The 23,511-nt window shown below is 63.3% G+C and carries 22 protein-coding genes and 2 pseudogenes; 15 read left to right on the top strand and 9 right to left on the bottom strand.

All coding sequences use genetic code 11. From position 1 onward, the window contains the following. Positions 1-6 precede the first annotated feature (6 nt). On the bottom strand, positions 7-1,497 hold the full coding sequence (pdxR, locus tag AC07WT_RS21415; RefSeq protein ID WP_494948495.1) for a MocR-like pyridoxine biosynthesis transcription factor PdxR: 1,491 nt from the start codon (positions 1,495-1,497) through the stop codon (positions 7-9). Positions 1,498-1,611: 114 nt separating this feature from the next. Here pdxR and AC07WT_RS21410 point away from each other — a divergent pair, with 114 nt between their 5' ends. Further along, a complete protein-coding gene (locus AC07WT_RS21410; RefSeq protein WP_494948494.1) occupies positions 1,612-1,869 on the top strand; it encodes a hypothetical protein in 258 nt (85 codons plus the stop codon). Between the two features lie 50 nt (positions 1,870-1,919). Next, a complete protein-coding gene (locus AC07WT_RS21405; RefSeq protein ID WP_494948493.1) occupies positions 1,920-2,381 on the top strand; it encodes a GNAT family N-acetyltransferase in 462 nt (153 codons plus the stop codon). Positions 2,382-2,501: 120 nt separating this feature from the next. Here the strand turns inward: AC07WT_RS21405 and AC07WT_RS21400 are convergent, their stop codons facing one another. After that, the gene (locus tag AC07WT_RS21400) at positions 2,502-3,767 is read right to left on the bottom strand and encodes an NAD(P)/FAD-dependent oxidoreductase (RefSeq protein WP_492595118.1); all 1,266 of its coding nucleotides are present in this window, start codon (positions 3,765-3,767) and stop codon (positions 2,502-2,504) included. After that, a pseudogene (locus tag AC07WT_RS21395) lies at positions 3,760-4,014 on the bottom strand (VOC family protein); the annotation flags it as partial. The pseudogene AC07WT_RS21395 and the gene AC07WT_RS21400, both read right to left, overlap by 8 nt. 440 nt (positions 4,015-4,454) lie before the next feature. Between AC07WT_RS21395 and AC07WT_RS21390 the strand changes: the two are divergent. The 5 genes from AC07WT_RS21390 to AC07WT_RS21370 all read left to right on the top strand — a co-directional run bounded on the left by AC07WT_RS21390 (position 4,455) and on the right by AC07WT_RS21370 (position 8,659). Beyond that, positions 4,455-6,143: an acid phosphatase gene (locus AC07WT_RS21390; protein ID WP_494948492.1), complete on the top strand. Its 1,689-nt coding sequence runs from the start codon at positions 4,455-4,457 to the stop codon at positions 6,141-6,143. 104 nt (positions 6,144-6,247) lie between these two features. After that, complete coding sequence (locus AC07WT_RS21385; RefSeq protein ID WP_494948491.1) at positions 6,248-6,607, top strand: DUF3564 domain-containing protein; 360 nt, start codon at positions 6,248-6,250, stop codon at positions 6,605-6,607. A gap of 370 nt (positions 6,608-6,977) precedes the next feature. Further along, on the top strand, positions 6,978-7,727 hold the full coding sequence (locus AC07WT_RS21380) for a DNA/RNA non-specific endonuclease (protein ID WP_492595121.1): 750 nt from the start codon (positions 6,978-6,980) through the stop codon (positions 7,725-7,727). Next, a complete protein-coding gene (locus AC07WT_RS21375) occupies positions 7,720-7,980 on the top strand; it encodes a hypothetical protein (RefSeq protein WP_492595122.1) in 261 nt (86 codons plus the stop codon). The genes AC07WT_RS21380 and AC07WT_RS21375 overlap by 8 nt, the downstream gene beginning before the upstream one ends. A 274-nt stretch (positions 7,981-8,254) precedes the next feature. After that, positions 8,255-8,659 (top strand): hypothetical protein, encoded by a 405-nt coding sequence (locus AC07WT_RS21370; protein ID WP_494948490.1) that lies wholly within the window; start codon positions 8,255-8,257, stop codon positions 8,657-8,659. A 230-nt stretch (positions 8,660-8,889) separates the two neighbouring features. Here AC07WT_RS21370 and AC07WT_RS21365 read toward each other — a convergent pair. Continuing rightward, positions 8,890-9,003, bottom strand: a pseudogene (locus AC07WT_RS21365) (Crp/Fnr family transcriptional regulator); the annotation flags it as partial. A gap of 76 nt (positions 9,004-9,079) precedes the next feature. Between AC07WT_RS21365 and AC07WT_RS21360 the strand changes: the two are divergent. Continuing rightward, entirely contained in the window at positions 9,080-9,619 is a 540-nt protein-coding gene (locus AC07WT_RS21360) for an Mpo1 family 2-hydroxy fatty acid dioxygenase (RefSeq protein ID WP_494948489.1), read from the top strand. A gap of 38 nt (positions 9,620-9,657) precedes the next feature. Here the strand turns inward: AC07WT_RS21360 and rarD are convergent, their stop codons facing one another. After that, on the bottom strand, positions 9,658-10,554 hold the full coding sequence (rarD, locus tag AC07WT_RS21355; RefSeq protein ID WP_494948488.1) for an EamA family transporter RarD: 897 nt from the start codon (positions 10,552-10,554) through the stop codon (positions 9,658-9,660). Positions 10,555-11,068: 514 nt separating this feature from the next. Here rarD and egtD point away from each other — a divergent pair. Next, positions 11,069-12,049 (top strand): L-histidine N(alpha)-methyltransferase, encoded by a 981-nt coding sequence (gene egtD, locus AC07WT_RS21350; protein WP_492595126.1) that lies wholly within the window; start codon positions 11,069-11,071, stop codon positions 12,047-12,049. Positions 12,050-12,140: 91 nt separating this feature from the next. Here the strand turns inward: egtD and AC07WT_RS21345 are convergent, their stop codons facing one another. Continuing rightward, on the bottom strand, positions 12,141-12,434 hold the full coding sequence (locus AC07WT_RS21345; protein ID WP_492595127.1) for an acylphosphatase: 294 nt from the start codon (positions 12,432-12,434) through the stop codon (positions 12,141-12,143). Positions 12,435-12,589: 155 nt separating this feature from the next. On the opposite strand from AC07WT_RS21345, the gene hpnA reads away from it, so the two are divergent. Further along, the gene (gene hpnA, locus AC07WT_RS21340; RefSeq protein WP_492595128.1) at positions 12,590-13,600 is read left to right on the top strand and encodes a hopanoid-associated sugar epimerase; all 1,011 of its coding nucleotides are present in this window, start codon (positions 12,590-12,592) and stop codon (positions 13,598-13,600) included. 180 nt (positions 13,601-13,780) lie between these two features. Then, complete coding sequence (locus AC07WT_RS21335) at positions 13,781-14,320, top strand: hypothetical protein (protein WP_494948487.1); 540 nt, start codon at positions 13,781-13,783, stop codon at positions 14,318-14,320. A gap of 94 nt (positions 14,321-14,414) precedes the next feature. Here AC07WT_RS21335 and AC07WT_RS21330 read toward each other — a convergent pair whose 3' ends face one another. Both AC07WT_RS21330 and hpnC read right to left on the bottom strand, forming a co-directional pair. After that, a complete protein-coding gene (locus AC07WT_RS21330) occupies positions 14,415-15,587 on the bottom strand; it encodes a glycosyltransferase (RefSeq protein ID WP_494948486.1) in 1,173 nt (390 codons plus the stop codon). Further along, positions 15,587-16,453 carry a squalene synthase HpnC gene (gene hpnC / locus AC07WT_RS21325; protein ID WP_494948485.1) on the bottom strand — a complete coding sequence of 289 codons (867 nt, stop codon included), beginning with the start codon at positions 16,451-16,453 and terminating at the stop codon, positions 15,587-15,589. The genes AC07WT_RS21330 and hpnC overlap by 1 nt, the downstream gene beginning before the upstream one ends. 346 nt (positions 16,454-16,799) lie before the next feature. Between hpnC and ispH the strand changes: the two genes are divergently transcribed. Both ispH and hpnH read left to right on the top strand, forming a co-directional pair. Then, positions 16,800-17,744 carry a 4-hydroxy-3-methylbut-2-enyl diphosphate reductase gene (gene ispH, locus AC07WT_RS21320; RefSeq protein WP_492595132.1) on the top strand — a complete coding sequence of 315 codons (945 nt, stop codon included), beginning with the start codon at positions 16,800-16,802 and terminating at the stop codon, positions 17,742-17,744. Positions 17,745-17,754: 10 nt separating this feature from the next. Next, positions 17,755-18,906 (top strand): adenosyl-hopene transferase HpnH, encoded by a 1,152-nt coding sequence (hpnH, locus tag AC07WT_RS21315; protein ID WP_494948484.1) that lies wholly within the window; start codon positions 17,755-17,757, stop codon positions 18,904-18,906. Between the two features lie 138 nt (positions 18,907-19,044). Here the strand turns inward: hpnH and AC07WT_RS21310 are convergent, their stop codons facing one another. After that, positions 19,045-19,650 (bottom strand): MlaC/ttg2D family ABC transporter substrate-binding protein, encoded by a 606-nt coding sequence (locus AC07WT_RS21310; RefSeq protein WP_492595134.1) that lies wholly within the window; start codon positions 19,648-19,650, stop codon positions 19,045-19,047. Positions 19,651-19,862: 212 nt separating this feature from the next. Between AC07WT_RS21310 and hpnN the strand changes: the two genes are divergently transcribed. Together hpnN and AC07WT_RS21300 are read left to right on the top strand one after the other, a co-directional pair. Then, positions 19,863-22,484 (top strand): hopanoid transporter HpnN, encoded by a 2,622-nt coding sequence (gene hpnN / locus AC07WT_RS21305; RefSeq protein ID WP_494948483.1) that lies wholly within the window; start codon positions 19,863-19,865, stop codon positions 22,482-22,484. After that, positions 22,481-23,452 (top strand): MlaA family lipoprotein, encoded by a 972-nt coding sequence (locus AC07WT_RS21300; RefSeq protein WP_494948482.1) that lies wholly within the window; start codon positions 22,481-22,483, stop codon positions 23,450-23,452. Before hpnN ends, AC07WT_RS21300 begins: the two co-directional genes overlap by 4 nt. Positions 23,453-23,511: the final 59 nt, after the last annotated feature.

Raw genomic sequence — 23,511 nt, 5'->3', positions numbered from 1 at the left:
GCCGCTCTAACGGCGCGTACGTTCGCGATCCAGTCCACGCACCACGGCGGCGAGCCGCGCTACCCATGCATCGGCTTCGTCCGGTTTGATGCCTGCGTAGCCGAGCATAAAACCGTTGTAGTGCGCGGCGTTTTGTGCGGACGGCTGACAGAACGCGCTCAGCGCCGCGATATGCAAGCCGTGCTCGCGCGTGGCCGCGCTCACGTCCTGATCGCGCAGCGGCGCATCGAGCCGCACCGTCAAATGCATGCCGCCGCTGTCGGACGAGATCGTCACCAGATCGCCCATGTGCCGCTCGATTGCATCCACCAACGCGGCGCGGCGTTGCTGATAAAGCCGCCGCATGCGCCGCAGATGCCGCGCATATCTCCCGCTATCGATGAAATCCGCCAACGCGATCTGTTCGGCCACGCGCCCCTGCCGCGCGATCTCGCTGAGCGCCTCGTCCACCTCCGCGACCAGATTCGCCGGCACGATCATAAAGCCCATGCGCAGCGCCGGAAACATCGTCTTGCTGAAGGTGCCGAGGTAGATCACCGGCGTATCGGCCGCGAGCCCCTGGATCGACGGCAAGGGCGGGCCGCTGTGGCGCAGTTCGCTGTCATAGTCGTCTTCGATGATCCACGCGCCGCGCGCCACCGCGTGCTCGATGATCGACCAGCGCCGCTCCAGGCTCAACACGCTGCCGAGCGGATACTGATGCGACGGCGTGATGTACATCAGGCGCGGCGGCGTCTGCTGCCAATGATCCGGCGTGGGCGCGATGCCGGCGGCGTCGACGGGAATCGGCACCAGTCGCAAACCGGCGGCCTGGAACGCAGCCTTCGCGCCGTGGTAACCGGGATCTTCGACCCACACGCTATCGCCAGGGTCGGCCAGCATGCATGCGCACAGATCGAGACTCGCCTGGGTGCCCGCGGTGATGAACACCTGTTCGGGCGAACACCGCACGCCGCGCGACACGCGCACGTATTCGGCGATCGAGCGGCGTAACGCGGGATGCCCGGAATTGTTGCCATAGCCGAGTTCGCTCGGCTCGACCGAACGCCATGCACGCTCCATCGAAGCGCGCCATTGCGCGAGCGGAAATTCATCGAGTGCGGGTACGCCGGGACGGAACGGCGTCGGGTCGTCCGGGTTGCTGCGCTCACGCGGCAGGCCGGTGACCCGATGCGACAGACGGTTCGCAGACGGGTTCGCGCCTGCGCGGGCCATGGTTATCGACGCCCCCGCTCCGCTCACCATGCTGACGATGGAACCATGCCGGCTCGTGGTGATAAAGCCTTCTTCGGTCAGCCGTTCGTACGCGTACAGCACCGAATTTCGCGCGATGCCGAGTTGCTCGGCGAGCGCACGCGTCGGCACGAGCTGGCTGCCGTGACGGATGTCGCCATCGAGAATCGCGCGGCGCAGGCTCTCGTACAGCAAGTCCTGCTGCGTCAGCTTGCGGCCACCCAGCGCCCGCTCGACGTTCGACATCAACAGACCATAGTCCAAGTTCGTGGCTCCAAATTCTGAACGCATTGTGGAGCTAACAATGGTGCCACATATTTCTTATGCTAACGGCTGTCGAGTCGCCAATAACCGCACGCAGCCAGAGGGGCCGATGCCATGAATACGCACGCACGTCACGCTATGACCGCAGCCTTGAGCTATGGCGCCGTGGCAACGTGGTGCGCGGCGCTGGCGTGCGCCGCTCTCACGTACTACATGCTGGACCCCGCGGCAACGGCGCGCGCGACGCTGAACGCTTGCATCACCGCACGCCTGGCGGAGCGCGGCAGCGCGGCCAACGCAAACCCCGCCGGCAAAGAAAACCGCGAGCAGGCGTTTAGCGCAGCCGTCTATGCTTGTTCGACTCAGCCGTAACGGGGCGAACCGCTCGCCCACAAACCATAACCAGTCAAGGAGCCGCAGTCATGTCCGAATCGATTCAAATCCGCCCCGTCACGCCCGCCGACTTCGACGCGTGGCTGCCGTTGTGGGATGCCTACAACGCGTTCTATGGCCGCTCGGGCGAAACCGCATTGCCGCGCGAAATCACGCAGATTACGTGGGGACGTTTCTTCGACGGCTACGAGCCGGTGCATGCGATGGTCGCCGAACGCGACGGCAAGTTGCTCGGCATCGTGCACTTTCTGTATCACCGTCACACGACGATGGCAGGCCCGACCTGCTATCTACAAGACCTGTACACGCTGGAATCGGGGCGCGGCAAGGGCGTCGGCCGTGCGCTGATCGAGGCGGTGTATGCGCGGGCGAAGGCCGACGGCTCGCAACGCGTCTACTGGCAGACGCATGAAACGAATCAGACGGCGATGCGGCTCTACGATAGCGTCGCGGAACGCTCGGGCTTTGTGGTGTATCGCAAGGCGCTGTAACGTCGCGGCAAACACAAAGGGCGCACCACCCAGTGCGCCCTTCGTCTTCATGCTACGGCTTTGCTTCTACCGCTTTGCTTCCGCCGCTTTACCAATTCGTAGTGCCGTCCGTAGGTGTGGTTAGGCAAGCGCCGTGTTGGGGTCGGTCAGTGTGGCAAGGTCGATGGTCCGGCCTTGGTTCATCCACTTGCGCGACAGTTTCAGTTCGCGTGGAGTGTTGATGGCGATCACGCCGCGAATCGCGTTGTCTTCCAGATAGAAAAGCGTGGCGCGTTTGCCCGACAGATTGCCGCGTACGGCGAGTTGCGCATCGCCCGGAATATCGCCGAGGATTTGCAGATTGACGTCGTATTGATCGGACCAGAACCACGGAATATCCGCATACGGTTCGAAGGTGCCGAGCAAGGCTTTCGCGGTGGAGATCGCCTGGTTCTGCGCGTTGGCCCACGATTCGAGACGCACGCGGCGCTTGAGCCACGCGCTCGGATGATTCGCGACGTCGCCGCACGCGAAAATGCGCGGATCGTCGGTCGCGCCGAAGTGATCGACCACGATGCCGTCTCGCACCTCGATGCCGGCGGCTTCCGCCAGTGCGGTGTGCGGCGTGAGGCCGATACCGGCGACGGCGAAATCGGCGTCGAGCGTCGAGCCGTCCGCGAAGGTCGCGCGGATGCGGTCGGCGTCGTGCGGGTGATCGGCAAGCGCTACCAGCGATGCGTGCAAGCGCACGTCCACGCCATTCGCGCGATGCAATTCGAGCAGGAAGTTCGACACCATCGGCGGCAATGAACGGGCACACAGACGCGACGCGCCTTCCACCACCGTCGCTTGCACGCCGAGCTTGCGCGCGGTCGCCGCGACTTCGAGGCCGATCCAGCCGCCGCCTATGACGAGCACGCGCTTGCTGGCGCGCAGCCGTTCGCCGAGCGCGACGGCTTCGTCGAGCGTGCGCAGATAGGCGATATGCGAGGTCTTCACCAGCGCATCCGGCAGACGGCGCGCCGCGCCGCCGGTGGCGATCACCAGACGGTCGTATTGCACGTCGCGGCCCGACTGCGTGCGCACGATGCGTTGCTCGCGGTCGATCGACGTCGCGTAATCCGGTTGCCATGTTTCGACATTCAGCGCCTCGAAATCGTCCGGCGTAACGAGCCGCACGGTTTCGATATCCGCTTCGCCGGTCAGCACGGCCTTCGACAATGGCGGGCGCTCGTACGGCAGATGAATCTCGTCGGCGATCATCACGAGGCGGCCCGCGAAACCTTCCTTGCGCAATGTCTTCACGACCCAGCCGGCCGCCTGGCCGCCGCCGATCACGACGATCGTGCGTGGCGCTTCGAGTCCGGCATGGGCGGCTTGCGCCTTTGCAGCAGCAGCGTCAGTCATTTTTACGCTCCGTCATGAACTTGCCTTCCGGCGCCTTCGCGTTCTTCTGGCGACGCGTATTGCCGTCGATGCCGCCCTCGATCGCCCATTCGGCGAACACTTCGTGGATATCGCGCACGGTGAACGCGACGTGATTCAGGCCGCGTTTGCCGCCGGGCAGCGCCAGCAGGAAAATGTCGTGGTGGCCGCCGTGCGGCGCGCAGCGCACGAAGGCGCCGCGGCCCGGATAACGATCCGACATTTCGAAATGATAGCGCGAAGCATGGGGCGGCCATTTATCCGGCGAACGGTGCGTGTGCCATGCGTGCACCACGTTCGACAGCACAAAATTTGCCGCGTCATGGGCCGTTGCCGCCGGTGCAGTTTGTACACCGCCACCGTTTCACCCGGTGCTATCCTTTGATGCGGTTCGTAGCGCCTCGTCACATCGCCGCGCTTTCGCGCGTCGCACGCGTCCGGCGGGCACCCGACGAACTCGAATTGACCGTCGACGGCTACGCCACGCAAAGGCGTCATCCCGTCGACGCAAAGCATTGGCTCCTGCTAGCCGTTGACGCGACGCACAACAGTTGGCGCGTCAAGCGGCGACTGCCATAAGCAGACCGCTCCAAACCTCGAACCGACGTCGCACGCACGCCGCCGCGCGCAGCACTCGGATGCCTGTCCCGCAAATTTCGAAAAACGCCGATGACCGACAACGACGCCACCCTGCCACCCAATCCCGACGACGCCCCTGACGATCCCGAGCGCCGCCGCGTCCTGACCGGCCTCGCTGCGGTCGGCATAGGACTCGCTCTCGCCGGCTGCCACTCTGCCGGGCAGAGCGCGGCGAACGGCACGGCGCTGCGCTCTGCCGACGACTTGCGACTCGACGCCGCGCTGCGCGACCAGGTGCGTCATATCGTGGTGATCTACGCCGAGAACCGCAGTTTCGCCAACCTGTACGGCAATTTTCCCGGCGTCCAGTCTCCACTCGATGCAGTGACCGCCGAGCGTTACCTCCAACTCGACCGCGACGGCAAGACGCCGCTGCCGCAATTGCCGAAAATCTGGGGCGGCCTCGTACCGCAGGCGCAGGAAGTGTACGGCAAGCGCTACATGATTGGCGAGCGCGATATCGGCGCCCTGCAGAACCGGCCGTTCCACCTGACTGACGCGCAGGGCGCGCCGCTGCCGAACGGCGTCATTACACGCGATCTGGTGCATCGCTTCTATCAGAACCAGATGCAGATCAACGCGGGGCGCAACGATCAGTTCGCCGCGTGGAGCGATTCCGGCGGCCTGGTGATGGGCCACTACCGCAATTCCGCCGACACGCTGCGTCTATGGAATCTCGCGCGGCAGTACACGCTCTGCGACAACTTCTTCATGGCGGCCTTCGGCGGCTCGTGGCTGAACCACATCTTTCTGATTTCGGCGCAGGCGCCGTTCTATCCCGACGTGCAGAACAGTCCGGCGAAGAAGCTGGTGTCGGTGGTCGAAGGCGACGATCCTGCCGGCACGCGCCTCAAGCTGGCGGCGGATTCGCCGGCGTCCGCGCTCGACGGCCCGCCGAAATTCGTCAACGACGGCTTGTTCACCGCCGACGGCTACGCCGTCAACACGATGGCGCCGCCCTATCAGCCGAGCAACGTGCGCCCGGCGCAAGGCGGCGATCCCGCGCTCGCCGATCCGTCGAATCCGCGTGTCCTGCCGCCGCAAAAGTTCGCGACGATCGGCGACCGTTTGACGGACAAGGATATCGATTGGGCGTGGTACAGCGGTGCCTGGCAATACGCACTCGAGCATCAGGACACCGGCGCCGTGCCGGATTTCCAGTATCACCATCAGCCGTTCAACTACTTCGCCAATTACGCGCCGGGCACCGCGGCGCGCCGCAAATATCTGCGCGATGCGGGCTTGGGCAACAACGTAGCGACCAATCGTCTGCTCGCCGATATCGATGCGGGGCGCCTGCCGGCCGTCACGTTCTACAAACCGCAAGGCGACCTGAACATGCACGCGGGTTACGCGGACGTCGAATCAGGCGACCGGCATATTGCGAATGTCGTCGGGCATATTCAGCGCAGTGCGCAATGGGCCAACACGGTGGTGATCGTCACCGTCGACGAGAACGGCGGCTGGTGGGATCCGGTCGCGCCGCCCAAGGGCGACCGCTGGGGGCCGGGCTCGCGTATTCCCGCGCTGGTGATTTCGCCGTTGGCGAAGAGGGGATACGTCGATCATACGGTGTATGACACCAACTCGATTTTGCGGTTTATCAGCCGGGTGCATGGGCTGGCGCCGCTAGATGGGGTCATCGCGCGAGATCGTGCATTTGCGGAGAACGGCCTCGCTGCGCCTGGCGATCTGACTGGTGCGCTTAATCTTGTCTGAGAGAGTTTTTTCGTGCCGGATCGGCCGTCATACCTTTGGCTTGCATAACGCGCATCGCGGCATAGACTGATAGGGCAACACTTCGCATTTTGTACGGAACTGCCATGCGCCTGACCATCCTGATCAACGGTTCCGATCCCACCGTTAACCATGATTACGCTGTGCTGTGGCTCGATACCGAAGAGCATCGGTGGTCGAGAGAAGCGCATCAAGGGATCGATCTGCCCCCGTGGGGCGAGTTACACGACGACAACGGCGTCACCACGCTCTGTGCACCGAGCACGGACGCGCCGCTGTGCACGCTGCGCGGATTGCACGTCGACCGCAAGCAGCAAGTCAGTGCAGCACAAGGCGCGGCCGCATGGACGGCCGTACCGGCGCGCGTGCCGACCAGCGGCTTCTGGCGCTTGCAAGCCGTCGACCGGCAAACGATCCACGCGGAACATAGCGTGTTCGGAAATTAACTTCCGGAGCGGTTCTTGTCGCTCGACCACCTGTTCGACTCGAAGCGCACCTCGTGTGCGCGGCGAGTTTTTGCGTCCGATTTGCGGGCAGTTCATTCGCGCTCCGCACCTTCCCCGCATTTAAGCCCTTTTTAAGTTTGCTTGCGTAGAGTTGGAAATCCACGCATTAGGGTCGCTGCAAGGCGGCCCCTTTTTTTGTCCGGCGTGAGTCCAGTCATCTTCTGCGCTTCGCGCAAATCCCGCTTCTTTTCCGCTTCCATTCCGCTTCTTTTCCCGTTCTTTTCCCGCTGTATTTTCGCGCGTGTTCCACGTCGCTCGAAACGGGTTCGCAACGCTATACTTGCGCCCCCCTCCCTCGACTGACCGACTCATGAAGAAGTGGTTTAGCTGTCTATTGTTTGCCGTCGCCGCTCACGCGAGCGCGGCGCCCTCCTGCACCCAGTTCACGCCGAACGCGCAATGGCCGGTGCTGACCAATCAGAAGATGGCGCCGAAAACGCGCATGCTTTGCTACACCGATTTCGCCGTTCTGCATTCCGGGATCACGCATGGTCCGCTATGGTCCGCCGAGCATCTGACGCGCGATCACATCGAAGCCGCCAAAGACATGGTGCGCACCAACAAATTCTTCGAAGACGCGCGCTTGCCCGACGGCGAAGGCGCAACGCTGGCGGACTATAAACGCAGCGGTTTCGATCGCGGCCACATGAGCCCGGCCGGCAATCGCTGGAATCAGGAAGCGATGGCACAATCGTTTTCGCTCGCCAACGTCGTGCCGCAGAACCGCGAGAACAACCAGCGCTTGTGGGCGCGTATTGAAACGTCAGTGCGCAAGATCGCAATGTCATACGACGAGACCTACGTCGTGACCGGGCCGATTTTCAGCGGCCGGCAATTGCAGACCATCGGGCCGACGCGCGTCTTCGTGCCGACGCAATTGTTCAAGGCCGTCTACGTGCCGTCGAAGCAACTGGCGTTTGCGGTGATGGTGGACAATGTCTCGACCAACCGTTACGACATCAAGACGATTCACGAACTCGAAGCGGCAAGCGGCATCCGTTTTCCGGGCATTCCGGAGAATCTCAAAGATCAGCGACCGGGAGGACTGAAAGGTGTTTAAACCCTATTCGAACGATGACGACGTACTCAACATTCAAGGCGACGCGCTCACCGTGAGCAACGGCACGACGCGTGTGGTCGTGGCCGGGACGCTCGAGTTGACCCAGGATCAGCGCGGCCTGAAGGCAGCGCTGGCGCTGAAGGAAGCAGTCGACGCAGTCGTGGCTTCATTGCAGGCACAAAAGGATCTGCCAGCCAGGGTGAAGGACGAGCCGGATGCAAAACCGGGCGTCATTCAGAACCCGTTCCAATAGCGCAATCAAGACGCACTCACGCAGCGCCGATGCGCGAAGGCGATGCACTTTGGTGCCGCCTTCGCCGCCACGCAGCAAACGCCTCGCATGAACCCTGTCTAAACGATCGCATCCTCGCGTCGACCACCTACGACGCGAACCATCCTGTTTCAGTCCTTACGTTTTGTCACCAGCGCACCGTCAACTCCTGTCTTCCACCCAACGTTAAACCGGCAGCGCTGAACATTTTCAGCCGCGATACAAGAAACCAGCGGTTAAACCAAGGAGTTAAACCATGAAGACGCTTTTCGCTGCTCTCGCTTCCGCCCTGCTCGTCTCGACCGCGTTCGCACAAACGGCCGCACCTTCGAGCGCACAACCCGCACAACCCGCACAAACGCAACCGGCCGGTCAGGCGAATCTGAAGGCCACCACCGCCGTGCAAACCGGCGCCGCCGACAACGGCCTGGCCGCGACGAAGGCCGGCACCAAGACTGACGCGAAGGCTGAAACGAAAACCGCGAAGAAGTCGCATGTGAAGAAGACGTCGGCCGCTCACACGGCAAAGACGCACAAGTCCACCAAGAAGAACGCTGTCGAAGCAGGCGCCGACAAGAGCAAGACGGATGGCGCGAACGGGGCCAGCGCTGCGCCGGTAAAAGCCGACGGCGCAAAGACCGACACGACCAAAACGCAATAACACGTGTCAGGTCGTCGGCACGCACCGGCCATGCATAGGTAGTTAATTCAAGCTGTCAATCGAAGCCGCACAGTGCCGTTCAGGGAGGGCGAGTCTCATGACTCGCCTTTTTTGTGGACGCTCTTTTGCGCGGGCTTGCCATCAGCTCGCCAACCATGCCGAATGGCCGCTGGACGCATTCTTTTCCTGAGCAACATGCAGCGCCGTGCTTGGCACACCATTCGGCAAAATCAATCCGAAGCCGGCTTCAAATCCGCCAGCTCGCTGAGTTTTTTTTTCACGTCGGCGATTTCGATCTCCGCGTAGCCGAGCTTGAGCGCACCCTGCGTTTCAAACTGCTTGAGCCAGATTGTCGGTTACCCGATGGTTTCAAATTCCGTTGACCGCGATTATGCTGACGTTGATCGAGGAGCGGCATCCATGAGAACGCTGACCGAACAGCTAACGCAATACGCGGCCTACCATCGCGACCGGCGCAATATCGCCACGCATTTCATCGGCATTCCGATGATCGTGCTGGCGTTGGCCGTCCTGCTGAGCAGGCCCGCATTCACTTCGGACGCATTGCCGTTTTCGTTATCGCCCGCGTGGCTGTTGTTCGCAGCGGCGACCCTCTATTACCTCGTGCTCGACGTGCCGCTCGGCGCGATGATGGCAATCGTGTCGGTGTTGTGCGTCGCGTGCGGTCAGTGGCTGGCCGCGCAGTCGACGCTCACCTGGCTAGCCTCGGGCATCGGTCTATTCGTAGTCGGCTGGGTGTTTCAGTTCATTGGCCACGTCGCGTATGAGCATCGCAAGCCGGCCTTTGTCGACGATGTAATCGGCCTTCTGATCGGCCCGCTGTTCGTGCTCGCCGAAGCATTGTTCGGTTTCGGCTGGCGGCCTGCGCTGCGCGAAGCGATCGAGGCGCAAGTGGGCCCGACGCGTATCAACGCAGACCGTGCGGCGGCGCGTCGCTGAACGGAACACGCGCGTGCGCCGGATTGAGCGCGCAATGCTCAGCGCGGCGCGAGGCGTACGAGCCGCACGCTGTGCAACGCGGTCAGCGCAACCGCGATCCAGATCGGTAGGTAGGTGGCCAACTGTTGTGCGCCCAGCGTTTCGCCGAGCAAGGTCACCGAGATCACCACCAGCAACACGGGCTCGACATAGCCGAGAATGCCGAATAACGCGACTGGCAATAAACGGCTCGCCTTCAGATACGAAGCCAGCGCGACCGTGCTGAGCGCGCCAAGACCGGGCAGCAGCAGGCACCACATGTCGAGACGGCCGGAAATCATCGTCAGCGAGCCGCCGCTGATGACCGCCACGATCGCCACTGGCAACAGCAGCGACATTTCCACGGTGAACATCGCCAGCGAATCCTGGTTGATTTTGCGGCGCAGCACGAAGTACGGCGGATAGCCCAGTGCGACGAGCAAGGTCGGCCATGAAAAAGCGCCTGTCACCCAAAGTTCATGCACGACGCCCAATGCGGCGCAGCCGACGGCCAGCCACTGCAAGCCATCGAGGCGCTCGTGATAATAGAAGCGTCCAACCAGCACCATGACCAGCGGCAACAGAAAATAGCCGAGCGACACTTCGAGCATCCGGCCGTGCAGCGGCGCCCAGAGAAATACCCAGAGTTGCAGACCGAGCAGCGCCGCGCCGGCGATCATCGAGAGGCCGAGCACCGGCTCGCGGAGCATACGGGCAATCAGTTGCCGGAATATCGGCAGCCGTTGGCGCAAAACGATCAGCAATAATGCGCCCGGCACGGTCCACACGATGCGCCACGCGAAGATATCGAGGCCGCTCAGCGGCGCGAGAAGTTTTGTGTAGCCCGATAGCAATGCAAACAGCGCAGATGCGCCGACCGACAACGCAATGCCGCGCTTCGGGTCATACTGGTTCATTGGGCGGCCCGCTGCGAAATCGGAAACGTGTGCAGCGCAGCATGCAACGGCGCGGCGCGGCGTGGATTGTTGTCATTAGATTCGGTTGTCTCAAGCGCGCAGCAAGCAGATCCGTGCACTGCGCAAGCACTACGATATTTTGTCGATGTACGACGCAAGTACGGACGCAAGTACGACGCAAGCCGGCATTCTAGACGGGTTATCCGGCGACAGCCCACGTACTTTTTCCGCAGCGCGCCGCATTTATTCCGTGCGCATCGCGCGCCGATGCACTAGAACATAACTTCACGCGCGAGCGGAGAGTCTGACGTCGACACGCCAAACCTCGCCGCACAAGCGCGAATCTTGCTACGAGTCTTGCAGCATCAATCTGTTGGTCCGGATACAAGCGCCATCACGTCACGGCGAATCCGGTCCGCTCCTCTTTCAGCGGCGTGCATCAACTGCTTTTCGCCGCGCAGGCCGCCGTCCGGCCAGCATCCCCCGACCACCGAATGTGACTACTGGAGCCAGCATGACCCAGCCAGCCCTCTCGCACGATGCATCACCCAACCTGAGCCCCGCCTTTGCCGCCGAGGTCCGCGCCGGGCTGACCCACGCGCCGCAGAAAGAGCTGCCGTCGAAATATCTGTATGACGAAGTCGGATCAGCGCTGTTCGAGGTGATCACCGTGCTGCCCGAATACGGCGTGACGCGCGCCGAAGAGCGCCTGTTGGCCAAGCACGCCGCGGACATCGTCGCGCATCTGCCGCACGACGTCACCGTCGCCGAACTCGGCAGCGGCAGCGGGCGGAAGACGCGGCGCATTCTGGAAGCGCTGTGTAAAAAACGCCCTACTTCGTACTGTCCGATTGAAATTTCGCGCAGCGCGTTGCAGTTGTGCAGACGTGAGCTCGGCGACATCGAGCGGATTTCGATTGTCGGTTACGAGCGCGATTATCTGGCGGGCCTCGCCGAAGTCAGCAAGAACCGCGCGTCGGACGAACGCTTACTTGTGCTGTTTCTCGGCAGCACCATCGGCAATTTCGGGCGGCTTGCGGCCACGCGTTTTCTGCGCGATATCCGCAACATGCTCGCCCCCGGCGACGCGTTGCTGCTCGGCACCGATCTGATCAAGCCGACGCCGGTGCTGGTGGCCGCTTACGACGATTCGATCGGCGTGACGGCGTCGTTCAATCTGAATCTTCTGGCGCGGATCAATCGCGAACTCGATGGCGATTTTCCGCTTGATGCGTTCGAGCACGTCGCACGTTTCAATCCGGACGCGCGCAGCATCGAGATGCATCTGCGCGCGAAACGCGACGTGACGGTCCACGTGGGCGCGGCGCAATTGACGGTCACGCTGAAAGAAGGCGAAACGATCTGGACGGAGAGCAGCCACAAATATCGCGCCGAGGAAGTGCCCGCGATTGCGGACGATGCGGGCTTCGTCTGCAGCCACCAATGGATCGAAGAGGAATGGGGCTTTGCGGAGAGTTTGCTGGTGGCGCGTTGAGGTTGTCGGCGCGGTTATGGAGAAACAAGTGGCAAGGCGGCGCGACATCAACGTGATGACGCGCCGCCTTGCCGGTCCATGAAGCGCGCGCTCAGTGCTGCTCGAAACGCTCATAGCGCTTTTCCGTCGCGCGTTCTTCGCCGGTGACCTCGGTCACGCGCGCCGCCGGCGGCCCGTGACGCAGCCATGACAGCATCCGGTCGACCTGATTGGCCGGTCCTTGCAAGAGGGCTTCGACTGAACCGTCGTCGAGATTCGCCACCCATCCTTTGACACCGAGCGCGTGCGCCTGCCGCACGGTCGCGTGGCGAAAGCCGACGCCCTGCACCATGCCGCGCACCCGCACGTAATACGTTTCGATCCGCGAATCCAGATCCAGGGCCATGCCGTCCTCTCCCATGCAACGCAATCTTTCAAGCCGGCATTCTAGTCGCGTCGCGGCGAGATTGCTCGCCGGTTCGCTCGCGGACCGCGCGAGGCGACACGCGGCGTGCGCGCCACGTACAATCCGTCGACTGTCACGCAGGGAATGGAAACAGAATGACCGAACAGAATCGCGATCTCGTGCTCGTGACCGGCGCCTCCGGCTTCGTCGGGTCGTCGGTGGCGCGCATCGCGCAGCAGAAGGGTTTCAAGGTGCGCGTGCTGGTGCGCGCCACCAGTCCGCGACAAAACGTCGAGGCGCTGGATGCGGAAATCGTCGTCGGCGATATGCGCGACGAAGCGTCGATGCGCGTCGCGCTGCGCGGAGTGCGCTATCTGCTGCACGTCGCCGCCGACTATCGTCTGTGGGCGCCGGACCCGAGCGAAATCGAACGCTCGAACCTCGAGGGCACGGAGGCGACGATGCGCGCGGCGTTGAAGGAAGGCGTCGAGCGCATCGTCTACACGAGCAGCGTGGCCACGCTGAAGGTCACCAGTTCCGGCCAATCCGCCGATGAAACCTCGCCGCTCAAAGCCGACCAGGCGATCGGCGTCTACAAGCGCAGCAAGGTGCTGGCCGAGCGCGCGGTGGAGCGGATGATCGCCGAGGACGGCCTGCCCGCGGTGATCGTCAATCCGTCCACGCCGATCGGTCCGCGCGACGTCAAGCCGACGCCGACCGGGCGCATCATCGTCGAAGCGGCGCTCGGCAAGATTCCCGCGTTCGTCGACACGGGGCTGAATCTCGTGCACGTGGATGATGTGGCCGCCGGCCATTTTCTTGCGCTCGAACGCGGCAAGATCGGCGAGCGCTATATTCTCGGCGGCGAAAATCTGCCGCTGCAGGCGATGCTCGCGGATATCGCCGCGCTGACCGGCCGCAAAGCGCCGACGCTGAGCTTGCCGCGCTGGCCGCTCTATCCGCTGGCCGTGGGCGCTGAAGCCGTCGCGAAGTTCACGAAGCGCGAGCCGTTCGTCACCGTCGACGGCTTGAAGATGTCGAAGAACAAGATGTACTTCACGTCGGCGAAGGCGGAGCGCGAACTCGGCTATCGCGCGCGGCCGTATCGCGAAGGTCTGAGCGATGCGCTCGAATGGTTCAGGCAAGCAGGGTATCTGAAGCGCTAATGCGTCGCTGACGATCAGGTCGGGCCGGGCCGCACAGGTCTCCCCGCGCACGGCCATGCAGGCCGCTGCGGACCGTCCGGCGCGGCCTGCACGCATTTTGTTACAACGTCACTTTGTTTGCCGCAGGTAAAAGCCTACGCGCAGCAGGTAAAATCGCGGGTCTTACCAGAGAAACCTCGCATGAATCTTCACGAACAGCTCGGCGCGCTGGAAATGGGCGTCGATCAGCTCATCCAGGCTGTCGTGGCCCCGCAGGCCGAAAACATCCCCGAGACATCCACGGAAACGGCCGCGCTGCAAGCGCCGGCAAATCCTTCCGCTACGCAGCCCATAGCGGAAGAGGCTGCGGCTGAAGCGCCGGCGCCAGCCAAAGACGAAGCGCCCGCCGCGCAAGTCCAGCCGACGCTCGAAATCAACCGCCCCGCGCAAAACGAGATCACCATGACGATCGGCGGCCAGACGGTCGCGCTGCGCGCTGAGCAGATTGGGCAGCTGATCGAGGAATTGTCGAACGCGCGCGCGTCGATGACGCCGGAGCCGCCTCCGGGCATCCCGCCGGGCTGGCGCTTCGTATCGACCAAGAACCCGGTCATGGCGGTGCAGAAACAGTCGAACGGCGACCGTCTGCTGGTCATGCGCCACACCGGCCACGGCTGGGTGCCGTTCACGTTCTCGCCCGACATGGTGATTCAGCTGTACATGCTGCTCACCAAGGGGTGATATGAAAAAAGCGGCGCTCGAGAGCGCCGCTTTCATTTTCATCCGGCAAATCCACGTAACCGCGGATTCGCACATTCGCGCTGTTCTGCGCGGCTCAGCGCTCCTGCACCGGCGCCTGCACACGCGCCTTCCATTGACCGCCCTTGCCGCGCCAGTACCGCACCGCCGACGCAAACGTCGCGCCGACGTAGAACAACGCGACCAACGGCAGGAACGGCGCCCACAACGGCGAGCGGTGGTAGTAGCGCAGCATCGGCGCATAGGCGCAGCACATCGCCGCCCAGGCAAGCCACGCGGGCCAGGCAGTGGGGCCGAGCAGCAGCGCGGCGACAGGCGGCACCAAATAGATGATCGCCATGCCGGCCAGGGTGCCCGCCAGCAGCAACGGCGAGTAGCGCAGTTGCGTGAATGCAGTGCGCGCGATCATGTTCCAGATCTCGCGCCAGCTATCGTAGGGACGCAGCGACACGCTGCGCGCCGCCACATCCAGGCGAATCGGATGACGTCCGGTGCCGCGATGCTTGATGCGCGTGGCGAGGCTGCAATCGTCGATCAGTTCGGCGCGAATCGACTCGATGCCGCCCGCTTCTTCGAGCGCGCTACGGCGCACCAGCATGCAGCCGCCAGCCGCCGCGGCCGTGCGATTACGCGGGTTGTTGACCCACGCGAACGGATACAGCTTGGCGAAGAAGAACACGAAAGCCGGAATCAGTGCCTTTTCCCAGAACGAGTCGCAGCGCAGACGGACCATCAGCGAGACGAGGTCGCGCTGTTCCGCATCCGCGCGTGCAACGAGCTGGGAGACGGCGTCAGCGGGATGGCCGATGTCGGCGTCGGTCAGCAACAGGAAATCGGCCGGCAGACCGAGCGTGCGCACCGCCTCGATGCCTTGCGACTGCGCCCATACCTTGCCGGACCAGCCCGGCGGCAGCGGCTTGGCGCTCAGCACCGTCAGACGGTCCGCGCATTGCAGCTGTAATGCCGCGGCGCGGGCCGCGTCGGCGGTGCCGTCGGTACTGTGGTCGTCGACGACGATCACGTGGAATGCGCCGGGATAGTCCTGCTGAAGCGAGCTGGTGACGGCCTCGGCGATCACGTCGACTTCATTGCGCGCCGGTACGACCGCGGCGACCGCCGGCCATGTTTCGCGCGGCTCCGGCATCAGCGGCGCGGCAGGACGGGCTCGCCAGAAGCCGCCACGCGCGAACAGCAGCACACACCAGATCAACAACGACAGACACGAAAGAAGAAACAGAACCACCGCCATTAAGCATTACCCTCGATTGAACGCGCATGCGCGCCGACGCGCCGCGACAGCCGCATAGCCACGGTGCGCGCCGCCACCACGCACCAGTCAAAACTGCTGAGCACCGGCCGCTGACGAAACACGTCGTAGCCAGCCATTTCGATCCGCCCGAGAATGCGCAAGCCGCCGTGCACGGCGCCGCACAGCTCGAAACCCAGCCGCCCCGGGATACGCAACGCGAGCGGCGCGCCGCTCACGAGCATGGCCCGGACGAACGAAATTTCGTGAGCCATCAGCGCCCGCCAGGCATCGTCGACGACGCCGTTGGCGATTTGCGGCTCGGTCACATTGAAGCGTTGCAACTCCGCGAGCGGCAGATAAACACGGTCTTTTTTCCAGTCCGCCGCGACGTCCTGCCAGAAGCTGACCAGTTGCAACGCCGTGCAGATCGCGTCGGAATCCCGCAGATTCGCCGGCGTGGCGGCGCCCACCAGATGCAGCATGAGATGGCCGATCGGGTTCGCCGAGCGGCGGCAGTAGTCGAGCAGCGCGGCGCGGTCCGCGTAACGGTGGGTATCGATGTCCTGATCGCACGCCAGCACCAGGTCGTAGAACGGCGCGAGGGGCAGCTTGTACTGTGCGACGACGCCGGCCAGCTTACCGAACAGCAGCGGGTGCACGGGCGCGGCGCGGCCGTCCGCGACGGCGTCGAGGCCGGCGCGAAAGTCGGCGAGGCGCGCATGCTGCGCAGCCGGGCTCCAGTCGCCTTCATCGGCAATATCGCCGGCCGTGCGGGCGACGTGATAGATAATGCCGACTGGCGCGCGCAGCGCTTTTGGCACCAATACGCTCGCGACCGGAAAATTTTCGTAGTGATCGACGTCCATCCAGCGAGCCTCGGATTCATTCTGTGTCGCGGCCGCCAACGTGTGCCGCAGGACCATCTAGTTTAAGGGTTCCGCCAAACTGATGCAGCGCGTAATCATCGCCGGCTGCATCGCCGGCTGCGAAGCGGATGCCGCGCCGGACGGCGAGCCGGCGGTTGCGGTGTCGGCCCAACACCTCGGGGGGCGCCCGAAGCAAAGCGGCCGTGATAGCGTTAGAATGCGCGTTTGGTTTTGCTGTGCCGGCCTTACGCCGGTCTCAAGACATCAACTAAATATGATGGTCGCGGCGATAAAGTCATTTTTACCGACTTCTTCGAAACCCGCGTCAGTCGGAGTTCGCCAACTTATGCGAGTCATCCTTGCTCAACCTCGCGGCTTTTGTGCGGGTGTTGTTCGTGCGATTGAAATCGTCGATCGCGCGTTACAGCAACACGGCGCACCCGTGTATGTCCGTCACGAGATTGTCCACAATCGCCACGTGGTCGACAATCTGCGCCAGAAAGGCGCGCGCTTTGTCGAAGAGCTCGATGAGGTACCGCAAGGCGCCGTGGCGATTTTCAGCGCCCACGGTGTCGCTCAAACGGTCGAACGCGACGCGGAACAGCGCGGCCTCGACGTGCTCGACGCGACCTGCCCGCTGGTCACCAAGGTTCACGTGCAAGGCCGCCAATATGTGGCCGCGGGGCGCACGCTGATCCTGATCGGCCACGCCGGGCACCCGGAAGTCGAAGGCACGATCGGACAGATTCCCGGCACGGTGCTGCTGGTCCAGAGCGAAGCCGAAGTGGCGCATCTGGATCTGCCGCTCGATACGCCGCTCGCGTACGTGACGCAGACCACGCTATCGGTCGACGACACGCGTGGCATTATCGACGCCCTGTTGCACCGCTTCACCGACATCGTCGGTCCTGACACGCGCGACATCTGCTACGCGACGCAAAACCGCCAGGCGGCGGTTCGCGAGCTGAGTAAAGAGGTCGACGTGCTGCTGGTGGTCGGCGCGACCAACAGTTCGAACTCGAACCGGCTGCGCGAGATCGGCAGCGAAAGCGGCGTCGCGAGTCATCTCGTCGCCGACGGTTCGGAAGTGAAGCCGGAGTGGTTTGCGAACGTGCAAACCGTCGGCATCACGGCGGGCGCTTCGGCGCCGGAAGAGATGGTGAACAACGTAATCGATGCGCTGCGCGCATTGGGGCCCGTCGAGGTCACGACGATGGCGGGCCGTGAAGAAAAAGTCGAATTCAAGTTGCCATCGAAGCTGATGCAACCACTCGCTGCACGCGAAGTTTAAGGAGGACGTCTTGTCTATTCCGCTGCTACAGAAAGTCCGGGTCGGCGCATACATCATGCGTCAGCATCTCTCCGGCAACAAACGCTATCCGCTCGCGTTGATGCTGGAGCCGCTGTTCCGCTGCAATCTTGCCTGCAATGGCTGCGGCAAGATCGACTATCCGGATCCCATCCTGAACCAGCGTCTGTCGCTCGAAGAATGCCTCGGCGCGGTCGACGAATGCGGCGCACCGGTGGTGTCGATTGCAGGCGGCGAACCGCTGCTGCACAAGGAAATGCCGCAGATCGTGAAGGGCATCATCGCGCGCAAGAAGTTCGTGTACCTGTGCACGAATGCGCTGCTGATGGAAAAGAAGATGGACGACTACGAGCCGAACCCGTACTTCGTCTGGTCGGTCCACCTGGACGGCGATCAGGAAATGCACGATCACTCGGTGTCGCAAGACGGCGTGTACGAGAAGGCGGTCGCGGCGATCAAGGAAGCGAAGCGCCGCGGTTTCCGCGTCAACATCAACTGCACGCTGTTCAACGACGCGGTGCCCGAGCGCGTGGCCGCGTTCTTCGACACGGTCGGTCCGATGGGCGTGGACGGCATTACCGTCTCGCCGGGTTACGCGTATGAGCGCGCGCCGGATCAGCAGCACTTCCTGAACCGCGACAAGACCAAGCATCTGTTCCGCGAGATTTTCAAGCGCGGCAACAATGGCAAGAACTGGTCGTTCAGCCAGTCGGCGATGTTCCTCGACTTCCTGGCCGGCAATCAGACGTACGAGTGCACGCCGTGGGGCAACCCGGCGCGTACCGTGTTCGGCTGGCAGAAGCCGTGCTATCTGGTCGGCGAAGGTTACGTGAAGACCTTCAAGGAACTGATGGAAACCACGGACTGGGACAAGTACGGCACGGGCAACTATGAGAAGTGCGCTGACTGCATGGTGCACTGCGGATTCGAAGCGACTGCCGTGATGGATACGGTGGCGCATCCGCTGAAGGCCTTGAAGGTCAGCCTGCGTGGGCCGAAGACTTCGGGTGCTTTTACCAAGGATATTCCTCTGGATAGGCAGCGTCCCGCCGAGTATGTCTTTTCTCGACATGTCGAGATCAAGCTGGATGAGATCCAGCGGGCCGGCAAGGGTAAGAAGGTGCAGACGGCTTCTGCGCACTAACGCTGGTTTTTTGGGGCGGTTTTGTACGCCCCTTTTACCTTGCAGTTTTTTTAGAAAGCGCGGTGGCTTTTTTGCCATCGCGCTTTTTTATTGTTTGCCTGCGCAGGAAAAGAACTAATCAGGCGCTATGCGCAAAAACTACCCTGCGCTGCGCGCATTATGCGCAGTCAAAAACTTGATAAGCCCATCAACCCCGCCTTTAGAAAGCTGATCGGCAAACTGCGTTTGATAAACCTGAATCAACCAGGCACCCATCATATTGATGTCGTAGACCTTCCAGCCGGAAGCACCCTTGGTCAGCCGGTAATCGATGGAATCGTCGCCGCCATTGCTAATAACGTGCGACTGCACCACCACGTCCTTGGCGCCGGCAGTCACATTGACCGGTAAGAACTTGAACTTCACGTCCTGATCCCGCAGCTGCGACAGCGAAGCAGCATACGTCCGCACCAGCAGGATCTGAAACTGCTCATACAACTGCTTCTGCTGATCAGGCGTGGCAGTACTCCACGCCTTCCCAACCGCAATCCGCGTAGTACGCTGAAAATCCGTCGCGGGCACAAATCGCGTTTCCACCAGTTCGGTGATCTTCTTCATATCGCCGCCGCGCGCCTGCGGATCGGCCTTCATCGCGGCAACGGTGCCTTCAACGGCACTCTTCACCACTGCATCAGGCGCGCTTTGCGCATACGCCGCCGTGGACACCACGGCCGCAGCCAGAAAAGCAGTCAAATAACGTTTCATACGCTCGTCAACACCTGAGAAGTAAGCACCGGCCAGACCAACAAGCCCGCGGCAAAAGCAAGATAGACCAGTATACCGAGATTGCGTTCCCACCCTAGCCCCGTAAAGCCTGGCGTGGCACTTGCTGCGAAGACGGTCCGGATCGCTCCGGCTCTGTATACTTGTGCACTTTCGTCAAAAACACTACCCGTGATAAGGCCCTCTCCGCCTACATGCTGAAGTCATCTATCGTCCGTCTCGTCGCCTATTCAGTGCGCCGTCCGCTACAGGTCATCGCCCTCTCGCTCGTGCTCGCGGTCCTGAGCGGCTTTTATGTCGCCCATCATTTCAAGATCAACACCGATATCAGCCGTCTCATCGAGACCGATAAGGAATGGTCGTCGCTCGACCATGCATTCGACGAGGCCTTCCCGGAGCGCGGTCAAACCGTGCTTGTCGTGGTCGAAGCCCGCGCCCCCGAATTCGCCGACGCCGCCGCCAATGCGCTCACCGCCGCGCTGCGAGCCGATTCGAAGGAGTTCGTCGCGGTCACGCAACCGGCCGGCGGCCCGTTCTTCGAGCACAACGGCTTATTGTTCCCGTCGACCGATGAAGTCCTGTCGACCACCTCGCAGCTCATCCAGTCCCGCCCGCTGGTCAACGCCCTCGCCCACGATCCGAGCTTGACCGGCCTCGCCGGCACGCTCACGACGAGCCTGCTGTTGCCCCTGCAACTCGGTCAGGTGAAGCTCGCCGACATGAGTCATCTGCTATCGCAAAGCGCGGCCGTGCTCGACCGCGTGCTGGCCGGACAGCCGGCGGCGTTTTCGTGGCGCGCACTGGTCGACAGGAGCGCTGTCACGGATCCGGCGCGCGCGTTTGTCACCGTGCAGCCGGTCGTGAACTACGACGCCCTCGAGCCGGGTGCGACCGCGTCGAAGGCAATCCGCGATACCGCCGCGGCGCTGCACCTCGATACGCGCTATGGCGCGGCCGTCCGTCTAACCGGCGAACAGCCGCTCGCCGACGAAGAATTCGCCTCGGTCAAGGACGGCGCGGTGCTCAACGGCATCGGCACCTTCATCGTCGTGCTGGTGATCCTGTGGCTCGCGCTGCGCTCGGGCCGCATGATCCTCGCCGTGTTCATCACGCTGTTCGTCGGCCTCGCGATCACCGCCGCGCTCGGCTTGATGATGGTCAGCGCGCTCAACATGATTTCGGTCGCGTTCATGGTGCTGTTCGTCGGACTCGGCGTCGATTTCGGCGTGCAGTTCGGCGTCAAATACCGCGAGGAACGCAATCGCGACGACCGCCTCTCCGCCGCGCTCGTGCACACGGCGCACAGCATCGGCGTGCCGCTCACGCTCGCGGCAGTCGCGGTCGCCGAAAGCTTCTTCTCGTTCCTGCCGACGGCTTATCGCGGCGTGTCGGAGTTGGGCAAGATCGCCGGCATCGGCATGTTCGTCGCGTACGTCACCAACATGACGCTGCTGCCGGCGCTGCTGAAAGTCTTCAACCCGCCGGGCGAAGCCGTGTCGCCGGGTTTCCCGCGACTCGCACCCGTCGACGATTTCCTCGATCGACACCGCAAGCCGGTGCTGATCGCGACGCTCATCGTCGTGATCGGCGCCACGCCCTTGCTCACGCATTTGCGCTTCGACTTCAACCCGCTGCATCTGAAGGACCCGCACACGGAATCGATGGCGACGCTGCTGTCGCTGAAAGATTCGCCGGAAGCGGCGGTCAACAACGTGCATGCGCTGGCGCCTTCGCTGGCGGACGCGGACCGCATGGCCGAGCATCTGCGAACGCTGCCGGAAGTGGGCCGCGTGACCACGCTCGGCACCTTCGTGCCCACTGAGCAGCAGCAAAAGCTGATGCTGATCGCGAGCGCCGCGCAGCAATTGCTGCCCGCGCTGACGCAGCAGCCCTCGGCGCAAGCCACGGACGCGGTGCGCGTCGCCGCGTTGAAACGCGCGTCGAACCAGCTCGCGCTCGCCGCCGACGATCACCCGGGCCCGGGCGCCGCCGAAGCCAGGCATCTTTCGGCGGCGCTGCAAAAGCTCGCCGCCGCGGACGCCGCCACACGCGACCGCGCCGAAACCGCGATGTCGGCGCCGCTGCGAATCGCGCTGAAGCAACTGGCGGATCTGCTGCAACCGACCGAAATCACTCGCGACAACCTGCCCAAAGACATCTCGACGGGCTGGCTCTCCAAGGATGGCCGCGCGCTCGTCGACATCGCGCCGAAGGTCAAGCCGGGCACCGATCCGAACGACGATGCGATGCTCGCCCGCTTCGCGCACGCGGTGAAGAAGGCTGAGCCGGGCGCGATCGGCGGGCCGATTTCGATCCTGCATTCGGCCGACACGATCATCAAGGCATTCCTGCAAGCGGCCGGCTGGGCGCTGCTAACGATTGCGATCCTGCTGTGGATTGCGCTGCGCCGGTTCGGCGACGTGCTGCGCACGCTGGTTCCGCTGCTGGTGTCGGCGCTGGTGACGCTCGAGTTGTGCGTGGTGTTCGGCATGCCGCTGAACTTCGCGAATATCATCGCGTTACCGCTGATGCTGGGTGTCGGCGTGGCCTTCAAGATTTACTTTGTGATGGCGTGGCGCAATGGCCAGACCGGCCTCTTGCAGTCGAGCCTCACGCATGCCGTGCTGTTCAGCGCGGCGACCACGGCAACAGCGTTTGGCAGCCTCTGGCTGTCGCACCATCCGGGGACGTCCAGCATGGGACGACTGCTGGCACTATCGTTGTTTTGCACGCTGATCGGCGCGGTGGTGTTCCAACCGGTACTGATGGGCAAACCGCGGCCACGTCGCGCGAAGAACATAGGAATTCAAGCATGAAGCTGCGAACCACCGCTCTGGCACTCGTCGCCACCGGTCTGATCTCCGGTTGCGCGACCGGTCCTGACCGCAAGCCTGGCGACCCGTTCGAACCGGTGAACCGGGTCGTGTTCAACTTCAACGACGGCGTCGACCGCTATGTCGCCGTCCCGGTCGCCAAGGGTTATCAGAAGGTCACGCCGCAGCCGTTGCGTACGGCGGTGAGCAACTTCTTCTCGAATCTCGGCGACCTGAGCAACGCCGCGAACAACCTGTTGCAATTGAAGATCACCGACGCGACCGAAGACATCATCCGCTTCGCGTTCAACTCGACCTTCGGCCTGGGCGGCCTGCTCGACTGGGCGACGCCGGCCGGCCTGCCGAAGCACCACCAGGACTTCGGTCTGACGCTCGGCCGCTGGGGCGTCCCGTCGGGGCCGTATCTCGTCTTGCCGCTGTTCGGTCCGAGCACGGTACGAGACAGCATGGGTCTTGTGGTGGACGTGAAGTTCAACCCGCTGAACTACATCGAACCGGCCGAGCGCAATCCGCTGTACGTGCTGCAGTTCGTGAGCGTGCGCTCGGATCTGCTGGGCGCCACGGACCTGCTGCAACAAGCCGCGCTCGACAAATACTCGTTCGTGCGCGACGCCTACACGCAGCAGCGCAAAGCGCGTCTGCGCGGCACCAGCGACGGCGCGGCGCCGCCGCCGAACTACGAAGACCAGGACGACTCCGGCGCGTCGGCCGCGCCCGCCAAGGGCTCGGCAGCGGGCGCGCCGGCGGGCCTGCCGAACTACGCGGACCCGGGCGACGCAGCGGCAGCACCGAACGCGGCCTCCGGAAGCGCCACAAGCGCCCCGGCGGGTACGCCGAACTACACGGACCCGGGCGAGACGCCAAACGCGCCTGCTGCGGCGCCCGCAGCAGCTTCGGGCGCGAAGGCACCGACTCCGGCGCTAGAAACCGCGCCTACGGGCAATAAGTAAGCCGGGACGCAGCACCACGCGCACGGCGACGGATCATGGCGACATCAGAACGAAGGCGG

The sequence above is a fragment of the Paraburkholderia sp. GW821-FHT02A12 genome, from assembly GCF_059422005.1.
The sequence above is the reverse complement of the archived record's forward strand: the minus strand, read 5'-3'. Positions and strand labels throughout refer to the sequence as shown.